Source organism: Reyranella sp. GW821-FHT14A01, from assembly GCF_058803965.1.
Window position 1 is genome coordinate 544,774 of sequence record NZ_JBXAPM010000002.1, and the last position, 21,413, is coordinate 566,186.

Genomic DNA, 21,413 nt, shown 5'->3' on the forward strand with positions numbered 1-21,413 from the left:
TGAACGCTATTCAGTGATCACCCATCTGGGAAGGCGCGGGCCGAATTCCAGAGGTTGCAAGGGGTGTAACGGTCGCTTGTCACAGCCCCTTTCAATCACTCTGGCTTGATGTTTCCATCACGGATCACCTTGCCCCAGCGGTCGCGGTCGCCGCTCACCAGGGTGACGACGTCCTGCGGCGGGCCGATCAGCGGCTCGGCACCCATCGTGGCGAGGCGTTCGGCCGTCGCCGGTGAAGCCAGGACCTTGTTTACGGCGGCATTCAGGCGCTGCACCACGGCATCGGGAACGCCGACCGGTCCGAGGACGACAAACCATCCTTCGATCTCGGCAGCAGCGAGGTTCAACTCGCGTAAGGTGGGCAATTCCGGAACCAGCGAACTGCGCTTGGGTCCCGTTACCGCAAGTGCGCGCATCTCACCACGCTGCACGTAGGGCAGCATCACCGCGACATTGTCGAACATGGTCTGGATGCGGCCCGCCAGGATGTCGGCGCGCACCGCGCCGCTGCCGCGATAGGGCACGTGGAGGATCTGCACGCCGGCGGTGCGCTGCAGGACTTCGCCGGCGAGATGCTGCGCCGTACCCATGCCGGTCGAGGCGTAGGCGATCCCGTTGGGCTTGGCCTTCGCCATGGCGATGAGCTCCGCCACGGTCTTCACGCCCAGGTCGGGATGCACGACGAGCAGGTAGGGCGTGCGCGCCACCGTCGCGATTGCCGTGAAGTCCTTGATCGGATCGAAGGACAGATTGGGATAGAGCGCGCCCAGCGTCGCGTGCGAGCTCGGCACGAAGAGCAGCGTATAGCCATCGGCCGGCGCCTTCACGACCATCTCCGAGGCGATGATGCCGCTCGCGCCGCCCTTGTTCTCGACCAGCACGGTCTGGCCGAGTTCGGTCGTAAGACCCTGCGCCAGCAGGCGCGCGATCACGTCGGTCGCGCCGCCGGGCGGGAAACCCACGACAAGCCGGATGGACTTGTCGGGAAAGGACGGCGTCTGCGCAACGGCGGGCATGGCAAGTGCGAGGAGGCTGCCGGCAAGCAGCCCCATGAACTTCGAACGCAACATTTCCATCCTCCCGATTCGTACTTCTTGTCTTGTCTTGTCTTGTCGTTGAGCCTTTGCGGCCACTTCAGGAAACGGCGGCGACCGCCTGCAGCGTCGATTCGCGATCGTTGCCCGCCGTGTTGGCCGTCGTGTTGCTCGCGATGCGGCCGCTCTCGACCTCGCCTTCGAGAGAGCAGCGGAACATCACGCGCGGCTTGGTCTGGTCGAAGTCGCCCAGCGCCACGTGGGCGCTGCAGCGATTGTCCCACATCACCACGTCGCCGAGGCTCCAGCGGTGGCGGTAGACGAATTCCGGTGAGGTCGCGTGCGCGTTGAGCATCGCCAGCAGGCTTTGGCTCTCCTCGTCGGACATGCCGAGGAAGCGGCGGATGCGCTGGTTGACCAGCAGCGACTTGCGGCCGGTCTCGGGATGGGTGCGCACCACCGGATGGACGACCGGCGGATTGCGCCGCTTCATCTCGGCCACATCGGCGGGATCGCGTGCCTCGATGCCGCGGATCATCGACACGTCATGCAGCGCCTCGAGAGTCTCGATAAAGCCGCGCATCGGCGGCGTCAGGGTCTCGAGCGCGAGATAGAGGTTGGCGAACATCGTGTCGCCGCCGACCGGCGGCTTCTCCTTGCAGTGGAGCACCGCGCCCTTGGCGGGGCGGGACGTGTAGCTCAAGTCGGTGTGCCAGTTGCGGCCCGAATTGTGGGTGCCCGACTTCTTGCCGCCGACCATCTTGTTGGTCAGGACCAGGATCTCGCGATGATCCGGATGCAGGGTCGAGGGCGCCTGCGACTCGTGATTGTCGAGCACGCCGAAGCGGCGCGAGAAGGCGATCTGCTCCTCGGGCGTCAGGTCCTGCTCGGGGAAGACGAGCACGATGTGCTCCAGCCAGGCCTTGTAGATTTCCTCGTGCTGCGAGTTGGTCAGCGGCTTGCGCAGATCGATGCCCCGGATCTGGGCGCCCGCCGCAAAACCGAGAGGGGTGATTTCGAGTGAGTTCATGTGAGTTCTCCCAAGCCTCCAATCTATCCAGCCGACCGATTATCGGTCAATATACTGTTTATTGTCAGACAAAACAGGGATCGTCGCCGCATGGACGCCAGCCCCATTCCGGAAACGCCGCTTGGAAAGCTCGTGAAGTCGCTGCCCGAGCGACTGGCCGAGCGCGTGCTGGAAGATGTGATGACGGGGCGGCTCAAGCCGGGCGACCGGCTGAAAGAGGAGTTGCTGGCCCAGACCCATGCGGTCAGCCGCGCCACGGTGCGTGAGGCGCTGATCGCGCTGGCGCGGCAGGGCTATGTCGTACGCATCCCGCGTTCGGGCGCGCGGATCGCGGAATTCTCCCGCAGCGACCTCGACGACCTGTTCGAACTGCGCACCGCGCTGCTCGCCGTCGCCGCCGGCCGCTACACGCGCCAGGCCGGTCCGGGAGAACGCGCCGAGCTGGAGGCGCTGGTGGCCGAGCTGGAGAGCATGGCGGCCATCGCCGACATGTCGCCGCAGGATTTCGCGACCCAGTCGGTGCGCATCCAGACGTTCCTCACGGAGCGCTGCGGCAACAACCACCTGCCCGACATGTACAAGCGGCTGGCCGGCATGGGCATGTGGCAGCTGATCCGCGGCCAGGCCAGCAGCTTCCTCACCCGGGCGGGTCGCGAGGAATCGGCGGCCGACTGGCGGCGTCTTGCCGACTGTGTCTCGGCGGGCGATGCCGAAGGCGCGGAGCGTGCGGGCCGGCTGCTGCTCGAACACTCGGCCGTCCGCGTCCGCTTGCACTTCAACGAGGTCGTCAAGGCAGGCGGCTGACTCTCGCGCCGCCGACCGGTATCACGTCAGCGCAGCCACACCGTCATGCCCGGTTGCAGCCCGTCGACGGCGCCGAGCGGGTCGAGCCGCAGGCGGAAGCTGTTGAGGTCGTGGTCGCCCACGGCGCGGGCGGCGCGCCAGGTCGCGAACTGGCCGAGCGGCCGCAACTCCGTGACCCGCGCGACGATGCGCTGGCCGGAGTCGGTGACCAGGTTGACCTCGCTGCCGACGGTGAGCTTGCCGAGCGCGTCCTCGCGCAGGGTGAAGGCGAACCAGCGTTCGTTGCCGACGTTCAGGGTGAGCACCGGCTTGCCGGCCGGGACGATCTCGCCCGGCTCGGCGACGAGGATGCCGACAGTGCCATCGGCCGGGGCGACCAGCCGCGTCTTGTCGAGCCGTGCCTGGAGGTCCGCCACCGTCGCGTTCGCCAGCGCCACGCGCGCATCGGCGACGGCGCGCTCCTCCTCCGTCGGACCGGCGCGCGCGGCATCGAGCTGGGCACGCTTGTACTCCAGGTCGGCTTCGGCCTTGGCCAGCGAGGCGTCGCTCTCGTCGAGCTTTTGCCGGCTGGTGAAGTCGCGGGCCGCCAGCGCCTTGGTCCGGACATTCTCCTGCCGGGCGAGCTGCAGGGTGGTCTCGGCCGTCTGCATCGTCTGGTCGAGGATGGCGACGCCTTCGGCGCGCAGGCCGGCATAGACCCGGTCGTGTTCCGCCTTGACGCTCTTTGCCGCCGCCATGGCTTCGCCAAGCGCGGCGGCCAGATCGGGATTGTCGAGCACGGCGAGAAGCTCGCCCTTGCGCACGGCCTGCCCCGGCTGCACGGCAATCGATGCCAGCCGGCCGCTGATCTCCGGTGCGATGCGGATCTCGGTCTGGCGGACCATGCCCGCGATCGGCGCCAGCGGCTGGTCGTGCCGCGACCACAGCACGGCGAGCGCTATCGCGGCCAGCGCGACGACCGCCAGCCCGCCCAGGGCGAGGCGCTTCCTACGCGGTGCGTTCACGGAGCGCTCCTTCGCGGGCCGAGATCCAGGTCGCCGTCACGGCAAGGGTGCCGTAGAGCGTGGCCAGGACCCACAAGGTGATCCAGTCCCCGAAGACGTCGTGCAGGCGCGCGTCCATCTGGTTGATGCGGATGAGGCCATCGATCGCCGAGGTGCTGGGAAAGACGAGGCTCGCGGTTCGCAGCCAGGTCGGGATGGCCTCGACCGGCCACGAGACCCCGGCGAGGAACAGGAGCGGCAGGCTCGATGCCATCAGGAGGACGACCGCCGTCTCGCGCCGCCCGAACCAGGTGCCGACGAACTGGCCGAGGAAGCTCGCGGCGAGGATGAACGGTATCGTCATCGCGAGCAGGTCGAGCAGGTTGGTCGTGGCGGCAATGCCATAGACGCGCGGCAACACCACGAGGAAGAGCGCGGCGCCCGGCAGCACCAGCAGGAGATGGGCAAGCCCCTGGCCGGCGACGGACGAGATCGAACCGCGCCGGCGGCGCGCCTGCCATCCGCCCTGCTCGTAGGCGACGCCGCCCAGGGTCGCCGCGCCCATCAGCATGATCTGCTGCAGGATCAGGATGAAGGCGGTCGGCACGATGGTGCTGCCGTAGCCGCCGGTCGGATTGAACAGCGGCTGGTTCAGCACCTCGACGGGCGAGGCCCTGGCCATCGCGGCGCGGGCGAGGCTTCCGTCCGGGCGGGCATCGTGCGACAGCAACTCGGCCGTCGCTGCGCCGACCGACTCGCTGATGCCCTGCAGGGTGCGGTTGTAGAGGAGGAAGTAGGCCGAATCGACATAGGCCGGCAGCCGCGCCTTGCGTCCCGCCAGCACGTCGCGCTCCGTTCCGCTCGGAACGTCGACGATGCCGAAGACCTCGCCCCGCTGCAGGGCGGCCTGCGCATCGGCAAGAGTGCTCGACCGAACCGCGACCCGGATCGCCTCGGAGGCGTTCAGCGCCTGCACGATCATCCGGCTGAGTTCGGTCGAGTCGTTGTCGACGACGGCGATCGGCACGGCGCGGATGACCTCGCCGAGATAGGGCTGCGGATAGAGGACGCCGTAGATCAGCGGCGCCATCACCAGCAGGCCGAAAGCGCCGCGGTCGCCCAGGACGCGCCGGTATTCGGCTGCGAAGGCCGCGGCGAGGCGGAGATGCGCCGGCATGGCCTGCGGCTCCGGTGCACTTCCGTCTGCGGCCGGAGGAGGCTGCGGCCTGGCCGGCGCGCGCGCGATCGAGCGCAGCCGCAGCACGGCGAGGATGAAGAAGACTCCGGCGAGCATCGCCAGCGCGGCGAAGGCGGGCAGCGAATCCTGCACGGGGATGCCGCGCGCCGCCTGGTCGAACAGGATCTCGATGAACCAGCGCAGCGGCAGGAACGCCCCCCAGGTGCGCGCGAAGTCGCCCATCGCCATCACCGGGAAGCCGACGCCGGCGAAGCCGAAGGCCGGCGAGCAGATGATGGCGGTCAGCGTCAGTCCGAGGGCGAGATTGCGCACGAGAAGCTGCAGGAGGGCGCCGAGGCTGAGATAGGCCGCCAGGAACAGGCAGGCGGCCGCGCCCGTCATCAGGCTGCTGCCGCGGAACGGCACCTGGTAGAGGTCATGGATGGTCAGGGCGTCGGCGATCATGAGCATCGCGAAGATTCCGAAATACGGTGCGAGCTTGCCGACCAGCGCCGTGAGCGGATCGCCGCCGGCGGTCGCGAGCCATTCCTGGCGGTTGCGCGAGCCGAATTCCGATCCGACGGCATAGCCTGCCGCGGCGGCGGCCACGATGTGCAGGAAGGTCGGCAGGATCGCGCGCAGCAGGAACTGCGCATAATTCAGCGCCGGGTTCGTGAGCACGTATTGTTCGACCACGAGAGGACCGGGCGCATATCCCGCCGCGCCCCGTGGTCCGGCCGGCAGGCTGGCGGTGCCGGCGGACACCGCAGCGCCCAACGCGCTCGAGGCGATGTTGCCCGGCGTGAAGAACTGCTTGTTGTGGAAGATCACGATCTGCGGCTGCTTGCCGGCGGCGATGTCGCGTTCGAGATGGCGCGGCAGATAGACCGTGGCGATGGCGTCGCCGGAACGCACCGCCTGCATGGCGCCGTTCAGGTCGGTCGAGCGTCGCGTGACGTTCACGCCCGGCGCGGCATTGAGCGCCTGCACGTAGATCGTCGAGGTCTCGGTGCGATCGGCGTCGACCACGTCGACCCGCAGGTCGCGGATGACGGCGTTGCTGAAGGTGATCGACAGGACCGTGAAGGCGATCAGCGGCACGCCGGCCACGAGAAACAACGCGACCCGGTCATGCCACAGCCAGGCGAGCTCGCGCAGTGCAACGGCGAGAAGGCCCGTCGAAGGCGGTGCCGATGCCATCAGGGGCGCTTCTTCCAGTCGGCATAGACGCTCATGCCGGGCCTGAGCTCGGGCGCCGGCTCGACCGGATAGGCGCGGATCTCGAAGGTCCTGAGATCGAAGTCGCCGGTCGCGCGGGTCGCGCGCCAGCCGGCATACTCGCCGCGGGTCGCGATGCGGCGGACCACGACGGTGATCGGCCGGTCGCCCAGCGCCGGCGCGCGGACCTCGAAACGGTCGCCGACCTTCAGCCCCTTCACGAGGTCCTCGCGCATGTCGAAGCGCACCCAGATGTCGGCGACGTCCACCAGCGACAGCAGGGGAACGCCGGGCGACACGTATTCGCCGGGATCGGCGCTCGTCTGGTAGACCTGCGCGGCGATCGGCGCCTTCACCGTGAGTTCCGCCACCTGGGCCTGCAGGGTGGCGATGGCGGCATCCGCCTTGGCGACGCTCGCCTGAGCGACGCCGCGTTCCTCGGCCGTGTAGCCCGCGACCGCCTCGTCGAGCGACAGCTTGGCCTGCTGCTGGCTGCGGCGCGCCACGTCGAGGGTCGCGGTCGCCTCGTCGAGCTTCTGCACCGAGGCGAAGTCGCGCGTGGTGAGCTGCTTGGTGCGGTCGTAGCTCTGCTCCGCCAGCCGTGCATTGGCCTCGGCGGCAGCCAGCGCGGCCTTGCGCGTGGCGATCACCTCGGCCCGCGTGCCGACCTCGATGCGCTTGAGATCGGCCACGGCCACGGCACGGGCGGCTTCCGCTTCCTTGAGCTTGGTCAGGAGCTGCGGATTGTCGATCGTCACCAGCACCTGGCCGGCGGCGATGTTCTCGCCGCGATGGACCAGGCGCTGCGCCAGCCTGCCGTCGACCCGCGCGGCGATGTCGACGCGCGTGGCGTCGGCTTCGCCCTGGATGAGCAGCGGCTGCGGCTGGACGAGGTACCACAGCGACAGCGCGATGATCGCCGCGATCGAGATGGAGACGATGACCAGCGCCGCCCTTGGGGGAGCCAGCTTTGGAGGAGCCGGCGTCGTCATGCGAATGCCTCACGTGAACGCATTGGCACCTCGTCGGAACTCGGGCTTCGCTGGTCGTCGGTCATCGCCTGACGATAGCCCGGTCGCCCCGGACGGCGGTAGTTAGACGTTCGCCGAAGTGCAGGCTGCTGCAGTGCGCATGCAGGTGTCGAATCGTGGGTCCCGTCAGGCGACGGCGTCGATGATTTTGGCCAGCGCCACGTCCTTCAGCGACAGGCCGCCGGCATCGTGCGTCGACAGCACGATCTCGACCTTGTTGTAGACGTTGGACCATTCGGGATGGTGGTCGGCCTTTTCGGCCGCCATCGCGACGCGGGTCATGAAGCCCCAGGCCTCGTTGAAGTCGGCGAACTTGAAGCTCTTCTGGAGGGCGTCGCGTCCGCGCACCTTCTTCCAGCCCTTGATGGTGGCGAGTGCCTGGGTGCGGGCCTTGCCGGCAAGTTTGGCGGTCATCTGTTCTCTCCTCAGTTGGCGTGAAGCTTGCCTCATCGCGGCACAGCAGCCTAGGCTCGCCCCAACAAACCGGAGGCTTTCTTGAAGATCACCCGACGTACTGCCCTGTTGTCCACCACGGCTGCCGCCCTCGGTGCCGTTGCTGCCGCGCCCGCCTCGGCGCAGAAGTCCGCCGACACGCTGCGCATCCTGTTCAACGACGCCGTGCCCAACGTCGACATGTATTTCAACAGCCAGCGCACCGGCCTGATCCTGGCGCACCAGGCCTGGGACATGCTGGTCCATCGCGATCCCGCGACCTTCGATCTCAAGCCGTCGCTCGCGACCGACTGGAAGTTCACCGACGACAGCACGCTCGACCTTACGATCCGCCAGGGCGTGAAGTTCCATGACGGCAGCACGCTTTCGCCCGACGATGTCGTCTACACGATCAATATGGCGATCGATCCCGCGTCCAAGGTCGCGGTGCCGTCGAACTACGCCTGGATCGACAAGGTCGAGAAGACCGGCGACTGGACCGTGCGCATCAAGATGAAGCGGCCGACGCCGGCGGCGCTGGAATATCTTGCCATGGTGACGCCGATCCATCCCAAGGCCTATCGCGAGAAGGTCGGGCCGGAGGGCTTCTCGGCCAAGCCGATCGGCGCCGGTCCCTACAAGATCGTCAAGAACGACCAGGGCAAGGAAATCCTCTTCGAGCGTTTCGAGGATTATTGGAAGGGCTCGCCCAAGGGCGTGCCGGCGATCAAGAAGCTGCATGTCCGCTTCGTGCCCGAACTGGCGACCGCGGTGACCGAGCTGCTGGCCCAGAAGGCCGATTGGATCTGGAACATCAATCCCGACCAGGCGAACGACATCAACAAGATGCCGTTCCTGCAGGCGGTGCGTCAGGAATCGATGAGGGTCGGCTATCTGTCGATCGATGCCGCCGGCCGCTCGGGTGCGGGCAACCCGCTCACCAACGTCAAGGTGCGCCAGGCGATCTGGCATGCCGTCGACCGCAAGCAGTTCTCCGAGAAGCTGGTGGGCGGTGGCAGCCGCGTGCCGCCGGCGCCCTGCTTCCCCAGCCAGTTCGGCTGCGATGCCGATGCCGCGGTGAAGTACGACTACGATCCGGCCAAGGCCAAGGCGCTGCTGGCCGAGGCGGGTTTCCCCAACGGCTTCGAGACCGAGCTCGTGACCTACGTGCAGCCGACCTCATGGCCGGCATCGGTGCAGAACTACCTGGGTGCCGTCGGCATCAAGGCCAAGATCACCCAGCTCCAGGTCTCTCCCGGCATCCAGAAGGCGCAGAAGGGCGAAGCGCCGCTCTACATGGCGACCTGGGGCAGCTACTCGATCAACGACGTGTCGGCGATCATGCCGGTGATGTTCGGCGAGGGCGCGCTCGACAACTACTCGAAGGATCCCGAGCTCGAGAAGCTGATCGCCGAGGGCGGCGCCACCTCCGACGTCGAGAAGCGCAAGAAGGCCTATTCGGCGGCCGTGAAGATCGCCACCGAGAAGGCCTACTGGATGCCGATCTACACCACGGTGAACGTCTACGCCTTCGCCAAGGGCCTCGAGTTCAAGACCTACCCGGACGAGCTGCCGCGCTTCTACTTTGCCAAATGGAAATGAGTCATTGCTGGGGGCGCGCCACTCCGTGGCGCGTCTTCGCTTGAACCAAGATCGGCGATCAAGGAACCAGCAGACACTCCACGCCGCCGCCGGGCCGAGGCCTGAGCGGCGGCGTTTCCGTTGAGCAGCGCGGTTCGGCGATCGGGCAGCGCGGATGGAAGCGGCAGCCGGGCGGGATGTTGGCCGGGTCGGGCATGATGTCGCCCAGGCCCACATCGGGCACGCCGAGGCCCGGTTCGGGCGTCAGCACGGAGGCGAGCAGAGCCTTGGTGTAGGGATGCTCGGGTTCGTGGAACAGCGCCTGCGTCGGCTTCTTCTCGACGATGCGGCCGAGATACATGACCGCCACCTCGCTCGCGACATGCTCGACCACCGCGAGATTGTGGCTGATGAACAGATAAGTGAGGTTGAGGTCGCGGCGTAGCTCGGCGAGCAGGTTCAGGATCTGCGCCTGCACCGAAACGTCGAGCGCCGAGGTCGGCTCGTCGCACACCACGATGCGCGGCCGCAGCACCAGCGCGCGCGCGATGGCGACCCGCTGGCGCTGGCCGCCGGACAGTTCGGCCGGCAGGCGATTGCCCATCTCGCCGGGCAGGCCGACGCGCTCCAGCATCTCGTCGACGCGCTTGGCGATCTCGGCGCGCGAGAAGGTGCCCTGTGCCTGCAATGGCATCGCCACGATGTCGCGGATACGGGTCAGCGGATTGAGCGACGAGAACGGATCCTGGAACACCGGCTGGATCAGCCGCGCGCGGGCCTTGCGATCCATGTCGACGATGCGCTGGCCCTCGACCGCAATGTCGCCGGCGTCGGGTGTGAGCAGGCCCAGGATCAGGCGGGCGAGGGTGGACTTGCCGCAGCCCGATTCGCCCACGACGCCCATCACGCCGCCCGTCGGTACGGCGAAGGAGACGCCGTCGACGGCGACCACGCGACGATCCTTGCCTAAAATGCCGCCGGAGACGCGGAAGGTCTTGCCGACCGATTTCAATTCGATCGCCGGCAGGGCGGTTGCAGCACTCATGGTGCCAACCGGCAGAGATAGTCGTGACCCGGTGCCGCGACCTGATGCGGCACGGTGTGGGCGCAGGTCGCATCGGCGAAGGTGCAGCGATCGCGGAAGCCGCAGCCCTCGAAGCCCGGGCCGATGCGCGGCACCGTGCCGGGGATTGAGCCCAGCGGCTCGTCCTGGCGCTGCTTGCCGGGCACCGGCACGCAGCGCAGCAGGCCCTGCGTGTAGGGATGCTTCGGGTCGGCGAAGAGCTGGGCGGTCGCCGCGCTCTCCACGACCTCGCCGGCATACATGACCGAGACGCGATGGGCGACGCGGGCCACGATGCCGAGATCGTGGGTGATCAGCAGCAGGCCGAGGCCGAGGTCGCGCTGGAGCTGGGCGAGCAGGCGCAGGATCTGGGCCTGCACCGTGACGTCGAGCGCCGTGGTCGGCTCGTCGGCGATCAGGAGCTGCGGCTCGCACATCAGCGCCATGGCGATCATCACCCTCTGGCGCAGGCCGCCCGAGAGCTGGTGCGGGAACTGGCCGAGGCGCAGCCCCGGCGCGGTGATGCCGACCCTGCCGAGCAGGTCGGCGGCGCGGTCGGTCGCGACCCGCTGGCTCACCTTCTTGTGCCGGCGCATCACCTCGGTCATCTGCGAGCCGATCGTGTAGGCCGGGTTGAGGCTGGTCATCGGCTCCTGGAAGATCATCGCCATGGAATTGCCGCGCAGCCGCGACATGCCGCGATCGTCGAGCTTCAGTAGATCGTCGCCCTGGAAGTTGAGACGCTCGGCCGTGCGATGACCGCCGCGCGCCAGCAGGTTCATGATCGCGAGCGCGGTCACCGACTTGCCACAGCCCGATTCGCCCACCAGGCAATGGGTCTCGCCGCGTTCGACCGTGAGAGAGGCGCCGCGCACCGCCGAGGTGCGGCCGCCGAAGCCCACTTCGAGCCGCTCGACGTCGAGAAGCGTGCTCATGTGCGCGACCGCGTGCCGAAGGCGTCGCGCAGGCCGTCGCCCAGCAGGTTGATGCCAAGCACCAGCACGAACAGCGCCACGCCGGGGATCACGATCACCCACGGGCTGAAGAACATGTAGTCCTTGGCCTCGGCGATCATCAGGCCCCACGAGGGCAGCGGCGGCGGCACGCCGAGGCCGAGAAACGACAGTGTGGCTTCGAGCAGGATCGCCAGCGCAATCTCGAGCGTCGCCACCACGACGAGATGGCTCGCGATGTTGGGCAGTACCTCTCGCGACAGCACGCGGAAGCGCGAGCAGCCGGCGCACCAGGCGGCTGCCACGAAATCGAGGTTGCGCACCTGCATGGAGGTCGAGCGCGCCACGACCGCGAAGCGATCCCAGAGCAGCAGGCCGAGCGTGAGCACCAGCAGCGTCATCGAGGTGCCGAGCAGGCCGACGACGGCCAGGGCCACGAGGACGACCGGGATGGAGAGGCGCGTGGTGATGGCGAACAGGACTGCATCGTCGATACGTCCGCCGAAGAAGCCGCCCAGCACGCCCATCGCGATGCCGATCACGCCGGACACGATCGTGACGGTGATGCCGATCAGCATCGAGATGCGGCAGCCCCAGATCAGGCGCGAGAGATAGTCGCGACCGAGCTGGTCGGTGCCGAGGATGTAGGCAGGATCGTGCCCTTCCATCCAGAACGGCACGAGCAGGCGCTTGCTGAGGTCCTGCGCGAACGGATCGTGCGGCACCAGCAGCGGCGCGAAGATCGCGCAGATCAGCGCAACGCCCACGATGACCGCACCGATCCAGGTGCCCGCGCTCCTCCAGCCCCGTCGCGGGCCGGCATTGACCGACACGGCAGCACTCATGCCCCCAGCCTCATGCTCTCAGCCGCGGATCGAGTACGGCGTTCAACAGATCGGAAACCATGGTCAGAGCCACATAGATGACGGCGAGCACCAGCACGACGGCCTGCACGACCGGGAAGTCGTTCTTGGCGATGCTTTCCCACGCGAGGAAGCCGACGCCGTGCAGCGCGAAGACCTGCTCGATGACGATCGAGCCGCCCAGCATGAAGCCGAGCTGCACCGCTGCGATGGCCACGACGGGAATGGCGGCGTTGCGCAGGGCATGCTTCAGCAGGATCGACGCGCGCGACAAGCCCTTGGCGCGCGCGGTGCGGATGTAGTCGCTGGCCATCGCCTGGATCATGCCGGCGCGCGTGAGGCGCGTGAGGGCAGGGACCGCGGAGAAGGCCAGCACGATGCCCGGCATGACGAAATGCTCCCACGAGCCGGTGCCCGAGATCGGCAGCCAGCCCAGGGTGAGGCCGAAGGTGATCATCAGCAGGAGGCCCAGCCAGAAGGACGGCATGGCCTGGCCGAGCAAGGCGACCATCTGCACCGCGCGGTCGAAGTTGGTATTCTCGCGCACCGCCGCAAGGATACCCATGGGGATCGAGATGAGAAGTGCGATGGTGAGGCCTGTCAGGCCCAGGGTCAGCGTCACCGGCATGCGCTCGGCGATCAACGACGAGACGTTCGTCTGGAAGAAGTAGCTCTTGCCCAGGTCGCCGGTCAGGGCGCGGCCCACCCAGTCGAAGAACTGGCTGAGCACCGGCCTGTCGAGTCCATAGGCCTTGCGGATCGCCTCGATGTCGGCGGCCGTGGCGTTGGGGCCGGCGATCGACGTGGCGAGGTCGCCCGACAGTCGCGTCAGGATGAACGCGAGCGTCATGACCGTGGCCGCGACGAGCAGGGCCACGATCAGGCGGCGGACGAGAAACTTGAGCATATGCGGCGGCGAGCTTAATGCGGATCAATCAGGAAGGCGACCATGCGAATAACACGCCAAACTTCAAGATAGGAAGGTGCACAAACGATCACGACAAGCGCTTGGCGTGGGCGCGCGGGTCCTATAAGGGGGAGTCATGCCGGTCTTCAACAATCCTCGGCGCACGCCCTGCTTCGGCCTGGCGCCCACACTGGAGGATTTCGAAGCGATCGCCGCCGAGGCGCTCGCGACGATTCCCGAGGAGTTCCGCAAGCACATCGGCAACGTGCGCATCCAGATCGACGACTTCCCGTCGGACGAGATCGAGAAGCAGATGGAGCTCGAGACTCCGTTCGACCTGCTCGGTCTCTACCAGGGCGTGTCGATGATGGAACGCGGCGCGGGCCATGTCGCCAACGACATCGACCGCATCTTCCTCTATCGCCGCCCGATCCTTGATTACTGGTGCGAGTCAGGCGAGGACCTGCCGCACATTGTGCGCCACGTGCTGATCCACGAGATCGGCCACCATTTCGGCCTGAGCGACGACGACATGGAAGCGATCGAAGCCAAGGCCGAGGAAGAATCGCAGCGCAGCCAGCCGAGCGCTTAAGCGGCGCTGCTTTGAGATAAAGCGAAGGATCCCTCACTTCGTTCGGGATGACAAAACGTGTCATCCTGAGCGCAGCGAAGGATCCTTAATTCAAACCCGCATCGCCTCGCGATAGAGGCGCTCCGCGTTCGTCCATTTGATCGCCTGCGCGAACGCTTCGATGTATTTCGCCGTGTCGGTACCGTAGTCGGCCGAGTAGGCATGCTCGTACATGTCCATCGCGAGCAACGGCACGCCGCTAGCCGGCGCCATCGAATCGTTTTCGGCGCGGTAGTTGAGCAAGCGCTTGTCGCGCGGCGCATAGGCCAGGATCACCCAGCCGGTTCCCGAGGCCAGCGACTTTCCGATCCCGACGAACTCCGCCTTCCAGCGGTCGAGGCTGCCGAAGTCACGCGACAGGGCCTGGGCCAGCAGGCCCGAGGGCTGGGTAGGCGCTTCGGCCAGCCCGTCGAAATAGAGTTCGTGCAGGACCACCGAGTTCTGCAGGGCCTGCTCGTCGCGCTTCAACTCGCCGAGCTTCTCGGGCGGCATCTCCGCGAAATCGACCTTGGCCAGCTCCTCGCCGATCGCGTTCAGCTTCTTCACGGCGCCGGCATATTCGGTGTCGTGATGGGTGCGCAGGAGATTGGCCGACAGGCCCTTCACCTTGTCGGGATTGACGATCAGCGGCTTGGGGGTCGCCTTCGGCACGGGAACGGCGCTTGCGAGCTGCGGCGGCGCCTGCTGGGCGCGTGCGCCAATAGCCATGGCACCAACCAGCAGGCCGGCGCCCGCGGCCAGCGAGCGGCGGGAGATGTCGGTCATGGGGGCTCCTGCTTTGTTCGCAGGAGCAACGCCGGTCAGGGGGAGGAGTTGCGACGCACCGGCGGGACCCGATAGCGGCCTTCGATCAGCGCCTCGTCAGGCTGATAGGCCCGCAGCATCAGCCGAATCGGCCCGGCTGGCGCGGGCAGCCAGTTGGCGGCGCGTTCGCCCGTCGGCTGTTCGCGCTGGATATGGATCGTGAGCGATCCATCGGCGCCGCGCGACAGGCCGGGGGTGCGATCGCCGATCGAGTAGCGGTCGATCCTGTTGTCGACGAAGAAGGCACGACCGTCCGGCATCACCTCATAGGCCGACAGCGACCAGAAGGCGCGCGCCGGCGGCAGGCGATCGGCCGCAAAGGCGAGCGTGTAGCGTTGGTTGCCCGAGAGCGGCCGCCGGTCCGCATCGACGGCGCAGCTCACATAGACCGCCTCGCCTGGCATCAGCGCGCCGAGTGCCGTCAGCGCGGTGGCGGCGCGATAGAGATAGTCGTCGCCGAAATTGCCGAGATGCCGCTCGCCGTAGGTCCAGCCGTCGATCGTGCGGCCGCGCCCGGCGGCAACGCGGATGTCGGCATGACCCTGTTCGATGCCGGCACGAATGGCACGCTGCTCGGCACTGCTGAAGGCGCGCTGGTCGAACTTGCGACCGGGCTTCAGCTTCAGCGGCGCCAGCGCCTCGAACAGCGGCCGGTCGCGTTCGGGCAGTGGGCTTTCGCCGAGCGCCCGCAGGCCGATATCGAACAGGTCGAAGGGCTCGGCGGGATGGGCGGCCGGCCAGTCGGCAACGGGCTCGGGCGGCGCCTGGGTGCGGAAGCGCATCAGCTCGCCGGTCTCGAGGATGCGCCGCTCGTTGCGCATGTCGGGCGTCTCGAGCAGCACGCGGTTCTGCAGAATGCGCACGCGGTCGAGTTCCTCCGGCCCATCGACCAGGATGCGGCCCAGCAGCCACACCGAATTGGTGGGCGCGCGGACCAAGGTCACGTCGCCGGGCGCATCGCCATTCCACGCGGGTCCGACGATCATGTGCGTCGCCAGGCCTGCGCCCTTCAGGCGGTGGCTGACGACGAGGAAATTGTCGGTGAACAGGTCGATGAAGGCGTAGCTGTAATAGAGATCGCCGACCGGCGGCACGGTGAGGAACAGCGGCTCCAGCGACAGGTCGAGCCAGGCCGAGGAATAGAGCGTGTCGGCATTCGGCGTGGTGACGTCGCGCGTGCGCGGGTCGGCGAGCGTTGCCAAGTGGCGGAAGCGGTTGAGGCGCTGGCGTTGCAGGTTCGTCTCGTCGACCGTCGCGCGCCAGCGAGCGCGATACATCTCGTAGACCGGGAAGAGATAGATCGTGGCGCGGCGGGCGAGGTCGCGCAGCGTTGGTGGAGAGTCCTGTGCCCGCACCGCGACCGGCCATCCGGCCAGGCCGGCAAGCGCGGCGCGGCGGCCGATCATGCCGCGCGCTCGCGCAACCGTCGCCGCTCGGCGACGAAGGCGGCGGCCTCTTTCCACGGCGCCAGTGTCCAGAACGACCGCGCGCGGCCCGAGGGCGAGGCCAGCACGAAGGCCACCGCGCCTTCGAGCAGCTCGACCTGTCGTCCATAGGCCGGCGCCTTGATGCCGAGGGCGAGCGAGGCGGCGTTCTTGGAGGTGAAGGCGATGGCGGACGGCTGGAATCGTCGCAGCTTGGCATGCAGCGACTGCGCGTCCATCGCCGCGGGCGTCAGCTCATGATCCGATCCGACCTCGGTCTTGTTGAGGTCGGTGAGACCGAGGCCGAGCGTCAGCAATTCGGGAAAGCGCTGCGGTGTCAGCCGCTCGGGCGTCAGGCCGACCGCAAACAGGGTCGGCCAGAAGGCGTTGCCGGGATTGGCGTAGTAGGCGCGGGCCTTGAACGAGGCCGGGCTCGGCGCCGTGCCGCAGAACACCAGGTCGAGACCTGGTGCCAGCAAGTCCGGGATGAGGTGGTTATTCCGGCTTGATGCCCGCGGCACGGATGACCTCGCCCCAGCGCTTGATCTCGGTCTGGATGTAGGCGTCGATCTCGGGGACCGTCATGATGCCGGGCTCGAAGCCGCCGGCCTTCATGCTCTCCAGCACGTCGGGCGACTTCAGCGCCTTCTCCGTCGCGTTGCGCAGTCTGTCCTTGATCTTGGCCGGCGTGCCGGTCGGCACCGCCCAGATCGACCACGAGGTCACGACGAGATCGGGCGACACCACTTCGGCGAAGGTCGGCGTATCGGGCACGACGGGCGAGCGCTTGGCGCCGCTCGACGCCATCGGCTTCAGCTTGCCGGCGCTGACCTGGCTCATCAGCGAATCGATGTTCGAGATGACCATCGGCACGTGCCCGGCCAGCACGTCGGCCGCGGCTGCGGCGGCGCCGCGATAGCTGATGAAGGTGATGTCGCAGCCGGTCTTCTGCTTGAACAGCTCCATGGTCAGCGTCGGCGAGGTGCCGAGGCCCGACGAGCCGAACGAATACTTGCCGGGTTCCTTCTTCGCCGCCTCGATCAGCTTGGGCAGCGTGTCGTGCGGGAAGCTCGGGTTGCAGCACAGAAGGTTGGGCTGCGTGCCGATCCAGGCCACGGTCTCGAGGTCGGTCACCGCGTTGTAGGCCGGCTTGCGATAGAGATGCGGCACCAGCGCGTGGCTGCCGATATTGCCCAGCAGCACCGAGTAACCGTCGGGCGGCGACTTGGCGACATTGTCGGCGGCGATCGAGCCGCCGGCGCCGGTGCGGTTCTCGACCACGAAGGTCTGGCCGAGCTCCTCGCTGAGCTTCACGGCGAGGCGGCGGGCGATATTGTCCTGCGAGCCGCCGGGCGTGAACGGGCAGACGATACGCACGTTGCGGTTGGGCCAGTCGTCGCCCTGCGCCAGGGCGAAGGTCGGCACGAACGGCAGCGTCGCCAGCCCGGCCGTGAAATGACGTCTCCTCATGTCTTCGTCTTCCTTTGAAGCGGAATCTGTTGGGCGCGGATGATGCACGACCTGTGTCGCCGCGCCTAGGGCCTCCGAACGGCTCCGGATTTCGTCCTGAGGTTCCCCGGCCTTGTCCGCTTCCTGCCGTCGGGCATGATGGATGCCGGGAGGACGTAATGAATACGATCGACAAGGCCGACGAAGCCCAGCTGCTTGCCACCATCGACCGGTGGATCGAGCGCGAGGTGGCGCCGCGCGTGAAGGAATTCGACCACGCCGACAAATGGCCGGCCGAGATCGTCGAGCAGATGAAGGAGCTCGGCCTGTTCGGCGCCACGATCAGCCCGGAATATGGCGGGCTTGGCCTGCCGGCCACAACCTACGCCGAGATCGTGATGCGCATCTCCTCGGTGTGGATGGCGATCACCGGCATCTTCAACTCCCACCTGATGCTGGCGCTGGCCGTCGAGAAGTTCGGCACGCCGCGCCAGAAGGAGCGCTGGCTGCCCAAGTTCGCTTCCGGCGAAATCCGCGGCGGCCTCGCGCTCACCGAACCCGATGCCGGCACCGATCTTCAGTCCATTCGCATGGTCGCGAAGCGCGACGGCAATGACGGCTACGTCATCAACGGCACCAAGACCTGGATCTCCAACGGCATCGAGGGCCATTGCTTCGCCATGCTTGTGAAGACCAATCCCGAGGCCAATCCGCGCCATACCGGCATGAGCCTGTTCATCACGCCCAAGGGGCCGGGCTTCACGGTCGGCCGCAAGCTGGAGAAGCTCGGCTACAAGTCGATCGATTCCGGCGAGCTGGTGTTCGAGGACTACAAGATCCCGGCCGATCACCTGATCGGCGAGGTCGAGGGCCAGGGCTTCGCCCAGGTCGCGGGCGGACTCGAACTGGGCCGCATCAACGTGGCGTCGCGCGGCGTCGGCATCGCCGAGGGCGCGCTGCGGCTGGCGACCAGCTACTCGCAGATGCGCAAGACCTTTGGCAAGCCGATCTGCGAGCACCAGGCGATCCAGCTCAAGCTGGGCGAGATGGCGACGCGCGCCCGCGCCGCCCGCCTGCTGACACTCGATGCCGCCGCCATCTTCGATCGCGGCGAGCGCTGCGACATGGAAGCCGGCATGGCGAAGTACTTCTCGTCGGAAGCCGCGCTGGAGAACAGTATCGAATCGATGCGCATCCACGGCGCCTACGGCTATTCCAAGGAATACGACATCGAGCGGCTCTATCGCGACGCGCCGCTCACCTGCATCGGCGAAGGCACCAACGAGATGCAGCGCATCATCATCGCGCGGCAGCTCGTGAAGCGGAACCCGATCTCGTGAGCAAGCCGCTCGAAGGAATCCGTGTCCTCACGCTGGAACAGTTCGGCGCCGGTCCCTACGGCACGATGTTCCTCGCGGAACTCGGCGCCGAGGTGATCAAGATCGAGGCGCCCCAGGGCGGCGACCCCTCGCGCCAGGTCGGGCCCTACAAGCTCGGGGAGAACGACAGCGAGTATTTCCAGGCGTGGAACCTCGGCAAGAAGAGCGTGGCCCTGGACATGAAGTCGGAGGCGGGGCGACGGCAGTTCGAGGCGCTGGTGAAGGGTGCCGACTGCGTCGTGAACAACATGCGCGGTACGCAGCCCGCGAAGCTTGGGATCGACTATGCGAGCCTGAAGCATCTGAAGCCGTCGATCGTCTGCCTCCACATCTCGGCCTATGGGCGGGACAGTGAACGCAAGGACTGGCCCGGCTACGACTTCCTGATGCAGGCCGAGGCCGGGCTGATGGAGCTGACGGGCGAGCCAGACGGACCGCCGACGCGCGTCGGTGTCTCGATGATCGACAGTATGAGTGGGCTCACCGGCATCGTCGGTCTCTTGAGCTGCCTGCTGCGCGCCCGCACCACGGGGAAAGGCTGCGACGTCGATACCTGTCTCTACGACGTCGCCATGCACCAGCTCACCTATCCCGGGCTGTGGTACCTGAACGAGGGCGATGTCTCGCCAAGGGTGCCGCGGAGCGCGCATCTCTCGCTGGCGCCGGTCCAGACCTTTCCGACGAAGGATGGCTGGATCTTCATCATGTGCATGACGCAGAAATTCTGGCTGAACCTGTGCGAGGTGATGGGCCGCGCGGATCTCGTCACCGATCCGCGCTTTCCCGATCCCAACACGCGCGCGAAGAATCGCGCTGCCATGTCGGCCGAACTGGACGTGACCTTCCGCACGCGCACGACAGCGGAATGGCTGGCCGCCATGAACGGGCTGCTGCCCGCCGCGCCGGTCTATCGCCTCGACCAGGCGCTCGATAGTTCCTTCGCGCGGGCCGCTGGCATGGTCTCGTCCGTGCCGCATCCGGTGAAGGGCGACCTGCGCGTCCTCGCCAATCCCCTGCGCATCGACGGCGAGCGGCTGGCGCAATCCGCTTGCTCGCCGCTCGGCGCCGACAACGACGCATTGCTGGGCAAGTCATCATGAAACTTCAGGGCATCAAGGTCGTCGACCTCTCCTGGTTCCTGCCGGGACCCTACCTCACCACGTCGCTCGCCGATCACGGCGCCGAGGTGATCAAGGTCGAGCCGCCGGGCGAGGGCGATCCCGGCCGCCACATCCTGCCGCCCGACGCGCGCACCTCGGTGTTCTTCCGCAACATGGGCCGCGGCAAGAAGAGCGTCGTGCTCGACCTCAAGAGCGAGCAGGGCCGCGCCGATCTCTTCCGTCTCGCCTGCGAGGCCGACGTGCTGGTCGAATCGTTCCGGCCCGGCGTCGCCGCCCGCTTCGGCATCAGTTACGACGCGGTCGCCGCGAAGAATCCCGGCATCGTCTATTGCTCGATCAGCGCCTTCGGCCAGGACGGCGCCTATCCCGGCCGCGCCGCGCACGATCTCGCGCTCGAAGCCATGACCGGTGTGCTGAGCCTGACTTTGGGTGACGACGGACGGCCGGCGATCCCCGGCATTCCGGTCGCCGACCTCGTCAGCGGTCTTCATGGTCTGGCGGGCGTGCTGATGGCGTTGCTGCGCCGCAAGGATACCGGCCGCGGCGATTACATCGACGTCTCGATGCACGAATCGCTGATGGCCTCCTGCGCCAACGTGGTCGGCACGACCTTCGCCGAGAACAAGGCGCCCGACGTGAAGCAGCAGCGCACGACCGGCGGCTCGGCCTTCTACCGCGTCTACGACACGTCCGACGGCCGCCAGCTCGTGATCGCCGGGCAGGAGATGAAGTTCATCAAGAACCTGCTGGGCGCGCTCGGCAAGCCCGAGATGGCGTCCCTGTGCGAATGGCCCGGCGCCCATCAGAAGCCGGTCATGGATTTCCTCGCCGAAACCTTCCGCGCCAAGCCGCTCGCCCACTGGATGGACTATCTCTCCAGGCTCGACATCTGCTACGGCCCGGTCAACACGCTCCCCGAAGCCATCGCCGACGCCAACCTGCAGAAGCGCGGCTTCATGGTGACGGACGAGCAAGGCCGCCTCCACTTCGGCCCCGTCGTCCGCTTCAAGGACGAACCCTCGAGCCCGCTCTATCGCGAACCGCTGCTCGGTGAGCACACGGACGAGGTGCTGAAGCGTTAGGCGAAAGGTCCCTCGCTACGCTCGGGATGACAGTTATCGCGTTGCCGGCGCACAACCTTCATTAAGAAAAAGTTGTCATCCCGAGCGTAGCGAGGGACCTTTGGTGGTGCCCGCATCAAGCAGATCGGCCCAAGTCGGATTAGCCGCTTCCACCAGTGCATCCTTCTTCGACCGCCGCCATCGGCGTAAACCAACGTGTTCACACGATACTGCCGCGTGAAGGCGCCACCCGCGCCGGCGCGATGCTCGGTGACTCGCCTTCCCAAGTCGTTCGTGACGCCGACATACATCACGTTCCGTTTAACGTTCGTCAGGATGTAGACGTAGTAGGTGAACATCTGCCGCCAAAGGTCCCTCGCTGCGCTCGGGATGACAACTTTATCGTAATGGATTGTGTTATCCAGCAACCCATGATTGTCATCCCGAGCGCAGCGAGGGACCCTTAGC

Annotated in this window: 21 protein-coding genes; 6 read left to right on the forward strand and 15 right to left on the reverse strand. The window is 67.1% G+C overall.

Going from position 1 to position 21,413, the window contains the following annotated elements:
- Positions 1-95: 95 nt before the first annotated feature.
- Together AC1ROX_RS06425 and AC1ROX_RS06430 are read right to left on the reverse strand one after the other, a co-directional pair.
- Complete coding sequence (locus tag AC1ROX_RS06425; RefSeq protein WP_493123557.1) at positions 96-1,070, reverse strand: tripartite tricarboxylate transporter substrate binding protein; 975 nt, start codon at positions 1,068-1,070, stop codon at positions 96-98.
- 64 nt (positions 1,071-1,134) lie between these two features.
- The gene (locus AC1ROX_RS06430; protein ID WP_493123559.1) at positions 1,135-2,064 is read right to left on the reverse strand and encodes a TauD/TfdA dioxygenase family protein; all 930 of its coding nucleotides are present in this window, start codon (positions 2,062-2,064) and stop codon (positions 1,135-1,137) included.
- Between the two features lie 90 nt (positions 2,065-2,154).
- On the opposite strand from AC1ROX_RS06430, the gene AC1ROX_RS06435 reads away from it, so the two are divergent.
- The gene (locus AC1ROX_RS06435; protein ID WP_493123563.1) at positions 2,155-2,868 is read left to right on the forward strand and encodes a GntR family transcriptional regulator; all 714 of its coding nucleotides are present in this window, start codon (positions 2,155-2,157) and stop codon (positions 2,866-2,868) included.
- A 26-nt stretch (positions 2,869-2,894) separates the two neighbouring features.
- Here the strand turns inward: AC1ROX_RS06435 and AC1ROX_RS06440 are convergent, their stop codons facing one another.
- The 4 genes from AC1ROX_RS06440 to AC1ROX_RS06455 all read right to left on the reverse strand — a co-directional run bounded on the left by AC1ROX_RS06440 (position 2,895) and on the right by AC1ROX_RS06455 (position 7,691).
- Positions 2,895-3,872 carry an HlyD family secretion protein gene (locus AC1ROX_RS06440; protein ID WP_493123565.1) on the reverse strand — a complete coding sequence of 326 codons (978 nt, stop codon included), beginning with the start codon at positions 3,870-3,872 and terminating at the stop codon, positions 2,895-2,897.
- Positions 3,856-6,228, reverse strand: a complete 2,373-nt coding sequence (locus tag AC1ROX_RS06445; protein ID WP_493123567.1) for an ABC transporter permease — start codon at positions 6,226-6,228, stop codon at positions 3,856-3,858. Before AC1ROX_RS06445 ends, AC1ROX_RS06440 begins: the two co-directional genes overlap by 17 nt.
- Positions 6,228-7,238, reverse strand: a complete 1,011-nt coding sequence (locus tag AC1ROX_RS06450; RefSeq protein ID WP_493123569.1) for an HlyD family secretion protein — start codon at positions 7,236-7,238, stop codon at positions 6,228-6,230. The genes AC1ROX_RS06445 and AC1ROX_RS06450 overlap by 1 nt, the downstream gene beginning before the upstream one ends.
- A 165-nt stretch (positions 7,239-7,403) precedes the next feature.
- On the reverse strand, positions 7,404-7,691 hold the full coding sequence (locus AC1ROX_RS06455; RefSeq protein WP_493123571.1) for a 4a-hydroxytetrahydrobiopterin dehydratase: 288 nt from the start codon (positions 7,689-7,691) through the stop codon (positions 7,404-7,406).
- An 81-nt stretch (positions 7,692-7,772) separates the two neighbouring features.
- Here AC1ROX_RS06455 and AC1ROX_RS06460 point away from each other — a divergent pair, with 81 nt between their 5' ends.
- On the forward strand, positions 7,773-9,311 hold the full coding sequence (locus tag AC1ROX_RS06460) for an ABC transporter substrate-binding protein (protein WP_493123573.1): 1,539 nt from the start codon (positions 7,773-7,775) through the stop codon (positions 9,309-9,311).
- A gap of 58 nt (positions 9,312-9,369) precedes the next feature.
- On the opposite strand, the gene AC1ROX_RS06465 is transcribed toward AC1ROX_RS06460, so the two are convergent.
- The 4 genes from AC1ROX_RS06465 to AC1ROX_RS06480 are packed head-to-tail and all read right to left on the reverse strand — an operon-like array spanning position 9,370 to position 13,076.
- Positions 9,370-10,335, reverse strand: coding sequence for an ABC transporter ATP-binding protein (locus AC1ROX_RS06465; RefSeq protein WP_493123575.1), 966 nt, complete (start codon positions 10,333-10,335; stop codon positions 9,370-9,372).
- Positions 10,332-11,288: an ABC transporter ATP-binding protein gene (locus AC1ROX_RS06470; protein ID WP_493123577.1), complete on the reverse strand. Its 957-nt coding sequence runs from the start codon at positions 11,286-11,288 to the stop codon at positions 10,332-10,334. Before AC1ROX_RS06470 ends, AC1ROX_RS06465 begins: the two co-directional genes overlap by 4 nt.
- The gene (locus tag AC1ROX_RS06475; RefSeq protein ID WP_493123579.1) at positions 11,285-12,151 is read right to left on the reverse strand and encodes an ABC transporter permease; all 867 of its coding nucleotides are present in this window, start codon (positions 12,149-12,151) and stop codon (positions 11,285-11,287) included. Before AC1ROX_RS06475 ends, AC1ROX_RS06470 begins: the two co-directional genes overlap by 4 nt.
- Positions 12,152-12,161: 10 nt before the next feature.
- Positions 12,162-13,076, reverse strand: a complete 915-nt coding sequence (locus AC1ROX_RS06480; RefSeq protein WP_493123581.1) for an ABC transporter permease — start codon at positions 13,074-13,076, stop codon at positions 12,162-12,164.
- A gap of 136 nt (positions 13,077-13,212) precedes the next feature.
- Between AC1ROX_RS06480 and AC1ROX_RS06485 the strand changes: the two genes are divergently transcribed.
- On the forward strand, positions 13,213-13,668 hold the full coding sequence (locus AC1ROX_RS06485; RefSeq protein WP_493123583.1) for a metallopeptidase family protein: 456 nt from the start codon (positions 13,213-13,215) through the stop codon (positions 13,666-13,668).
- Between the two features lie 90 nt (positions 13,669-13,758).
- Here AC1ROX_RS06485 and AC1ROX_RS06490 read toward each other — a convergent pair whose 3' ends face one another.
- From AC1ROX_RS06490 to AC1ROX_RS06505, 4 genes are read right to left on the reverse strand one after another with little or no spacing between them, the layout of a single operon-like run.
- A complete protein-coding gene (locus tag AC1ROX_RS06490) occupies positions 13,759-14,472 on the reverse strand; it encodes a superoxide dismutase (protein ID WP_493123585.1) in 714 nt (237 codons plus the stop codon).
- 35 nt (positions 14,473-14,507) lie between these two features.
- On the reverse strand, positions 14,508-15,917 hold the full coding sequence (locus AC1ROX_RS06495) for a DUF1254 domain-containing protein (protein WP_493123587.1): 1,410 nt from the start codon (positions 15,915-15,917) through the stop codon (positions 14,508-14,510).
- Positions 15,914-16,414, reverse strand: a complete 501-nt coding sequence (locus AC1ROX_RS06500) for a mismatch-specific DNA-glycosylase (protein ID WP_493123589.1) — start codon at positions 16,412-16,414, stop codon at positions 15,914-15,916. The genes AC1ROX_RS06495 and AC1ROX_RS06500 overlap by 4 nt, the downstream gene beginning before the upstream one ends.
- A 16-nt stretch (positions 16,415-16,430) precedes the next feature.
- Positions 16,431-17,405: a Bug family tripartite tricarboxylate transporter substrate binding protein gene (locus tag AC1ROX_RS06505; RefSeq protein WP_493123591.1), complete on the reverse strand. Its 975-nt coding sequence runs from the start codon at positions 17,403-17,405 to the stop codon at positions 16,431-16,433.
- A 158-nt stretch (positions 17,406-17,563) separates the two neighbouring features.
- On the opposite strand from AC1ROX_RS06505, the gene AC1ROX_RS06510 reads away from it, so the two are divergent.
- The 3 genes from AC1ROX_RS06510 to AC1ROX_RS06520 are packed head-to-tail and all read left to right on the forward strand — an operon-like array spanning position 17,564 to position 20,966.
- Positions 17,564-18,724 carry an acyl-CoA dehydrogenase family protein gene (locus tag AC1ROX_RS06510; RefSeq protein ID WP_493123593.1) on the forward strand — a complete coding sequence of 387 codons (1,161 nt, stop codon included), beginning with the start codon at positions 17,564-17,566 and terminating at the stop codon, positions 18,722-18,724.
- Positions 18,721-19,863, forward strand: a complete 1,143-nt coding sequence (locus AC1ROX_RS06515; RefSeq protein ID WP_493123595.1) for a CaiB/BaiF CoA transferase family protein — start codon at positions 18,721-18,723, stop codon at positions 19,861-19,863. Before AC1ROX_RS06510 ends, AC1ROX_RS06515 begins: the two co-directional genes overlap by 4 nt.
- The gene (locus AC1ROX_RS06520) at positions 19,860-20,966 is read left to right on the forward strand and encodes a CaiB/BaiF CoA transferase family protein (protein WP_493123597.1); all 1,107 of its coding nucleotides are present in this window, start codon (positions 19,860-19,862) and stop codon (positions 20,964-20,966) included. Before AC1ROX_RS06515 ends, AC1ROX_RS06520 begins: the two co-directional genes overlap by 4 nt.
- On the opposite strand, the gene AC1ROX_RS06525 is transcribed toward AC1ROX_RS06520, so the two are convergent.
- On the reverse strand, positions 20,963-21,304 hold the full coding sequence (locus AC1ROX_RS06525) for a GIY-YIG nuclease family protein (protein ID WP_493123599.1): 342 nt from the start codon (positions 21,302-21,304) through the stop codon (positions 20,963-20,965). The two genes, AC1ROX_RS06520 and AC1ROX_RS06525, sit on opposite strands and share 4 nt — an antisense overlap.
- Between the last annotated feature and the right edge of the window lie 109 nt (positions 21,305-21,413).

Coding starts and splice junctions, on each gene's coding strand:
- AC1ROX_RS06465 (WP_493123575.1), bottom strand. CDS start 10,335: ATGAGTGCTGCAACCGCCCTGCCGGCGATCGAATTGAAATCGGTCGGC.
- AC1ROX_RS06505 (WP_493123591.1), bottom strand. CDS start 17,405: ATGAGGAGACGTCATTTCACGGCCGGGCTGGCGACGCTGCCGTTCGTG.
- AC1ROX_RS06525 (WP_493123599.1), bottom strand. CDS start 21,304: ATGTTCACCTACTACGTCTACATCCTGACGAACGTTAAACGGAACGTG.
- AC1ROX_RS06475 (WP_493123579.1), bottom strand. CDS start 12,151: ATGAGTGCTGCCGTGTCGGTCAATGCCGGCCCGCGACGGGGCTGGAGG.
- AC1ROX_RS06510 (WP_493123593.1), top strand. CDS start 17,564: ATGAATACGATCGACAAGGCCGACGAAGCCCAGCTGCTTGCCACCATC.
- AC1ROX_RS06485 (WP_493123583.1), top strand. CDS start 13,213: ATGCCGGTCTTCAACAATCCTCGGCGCACGCCCTGCTTCGGCCTGGCG.
- AC1ROX_RS06425 (WP_493123557.1), bottom strand. CDS start 1,070: ATGTTGCGTTCGAAGTTCATGGGGCTGCTTGCCGGCAGCCTCCTCGCA.
- AC1ROX_RS06470 (WP_493123577.1), bottom strand. CDS start 11,288: ATGAGCACGCTTCTCGACGTCGAGCGGCTCGAAGTGGGCTTCGGCGGC.
- AC1ROX_RS06435 (WP_493123563.1), top strand. CDS start 2,155: ATGGACGCCAGCCCCATTCCGGAAACGCCGCTTGGAAAGCTCGTGAAG.
- AC1ROX_RS06520 (WP_493123597.1), top strand. CDS start 19,860: ATGAAACTTCAGGGCATCAAGGTCGTCGACCTCTCCTGGTTCCTGCCG.
- AC1ROX_RS06455 (WP_493123571.1), bottom strand. CDS start 7,691: ATGACCGCCAAACTTGCCGGCAAGGCCCGCACCCAGGCACTCGCCACC.
- AC1ROX_RS06480 (WP_493123581.1), bottom strand. CDS start 13,076: ATGCTCAAGTTTCTCGTCCGCCGCCTGATCGTGGCCCTGCTCGTCGCG.
- AC1ROX_RS06430 (WP_493123559.1), bottom strand. CDS start 2,064: ATGAACTCACTCGAAATCACCCCTCTCGGTTTTGCGGCGGGCGCCCAG.
- AC1ROX_RS06450 (WP_493123569.1), bottom strand. CDS start 7,238: ATGACGACGCCGGCTCCTCCAAAGCTGGCTCCCCCAAGGGCGGCGCTG.
- AC1ROX_RS06495 (WP_493123587.1), bottom strand. CDS start 15,917: ATGATCGGCCGCCGCGCCGCGCTTGCCGGCCTGGCCGGATGGCCGGTC.
- AC1ROX_RS06490 (WP_493123585.1), bottom strand. CDS start 14,472: ATGACCGACATCTCCCGCCGCTCGCTGGCCGCGGGCGCCGGCCTGCTG.
- AC1ROX_RS06445 (WP_493123567.1), bottom strand. CDS start 6,228: ATGGCATCGGCACCGCCTTCGACGGGCCTTCTCGCCGTTGCACTGCGC.